Annotated in this window: 1 protein-coding gene and 1 pseudogene; both read right to left on the bottom strand. The window is 73.5% G+C overall.

Translation table 11 applies throughout. From position 1 onward, the window contains the following. A pseudogene (locus L687_RS40145) lies at positions 1-456 on the bottom strand (gephyrin-like molybdotransferase Glp); the annotation flags it as partial. After that, a partial coding sequence (locus L687_RS0122180; RefSeq protein ID WP_031208238.1) for a ThiF family adenylyltransferase occupies positions 453-782 on the bottom strand: 330 nt, incomplete at its 5' end. The pseudogene L687_RS40145 and the gene L687_RS0122180, both read right to left, overlap by 4 nt.

Raw genomic sequence — 782 nt, forward strand, 5'->3', positions numbered from 1 at the left:
GCCGGTGCGCAGGTCGGCTCCGCGTCGGCGCACGAACACTCCGGGCTTGGCCGGGGCGTGCAGCACCGTCACCTCGCCGAGGGAGTCGGCGAGACCGCCGGCCGTGTCCTCGAAGGGCACGATCACGTCGGCATCGGTGGGGGTGGGCGAGCCGGTCATGATGCGTGCGGCTTCGCCGACGCCGAGAGCAGGGTCGAGGGCGACTCCGGCGGGCAGGTCGGCGACCACGCGCAGGGTGACCGGATTCTCCTCGGACGCGTCGGCGACATCCGCACCTCGTACCGCGAAGCCGTCCATGGCGGAGTTGTCGAACAGGGGGATGTCGTGGGCGGCGGCTGCGGCAGCGGTGAGCGTGCGCCCCGCGGCAGCCGCCACCGGCCGTGTCTCGTGCTCGATGACGTGGACGGCATCGAGCACGCGCGCGAGCTGTTCCTCGACCGTGCGGCGGCCGGTCATGCGCGGGCCCCCGCGGTGGCCTCCGGGGTCGTGGCGGTTGCCGGGCGGATCACGATCTCGTGCTGCCGGGACGTGAGCGCATCGACCATCGCGAGTCGTCCGAGCAGCGGCTCGCCTGCGCCCGTCACGAGTTTGATCACCTCGCCGGCGAGCATCCCGCCGACCTGCACGCACAGGGCGCCGAGCACACCGACCTGGGCGCAGCTGGGGGGTTCGCCCTCGGTGCCGACCGGGAAGAGGTCGGCGAGCACGACCGGCTCTCCCGCGGGCGGGTCCGACCAGAAGACCGTGGCCTGCGCGTGCCACTCCTGCACAGCTCCCCACAC

The sequence above is a fragment of the Microbacterium maritypicum MF109 genome (genome assembly GCF_000455825.1).
Classification (GTDB): Bacteria; Actinomycetota; Actinomycetes; order Actinomycetales; family Microbacteriaceae; genus Microbacterium; species Microbacterium maritypicum_A.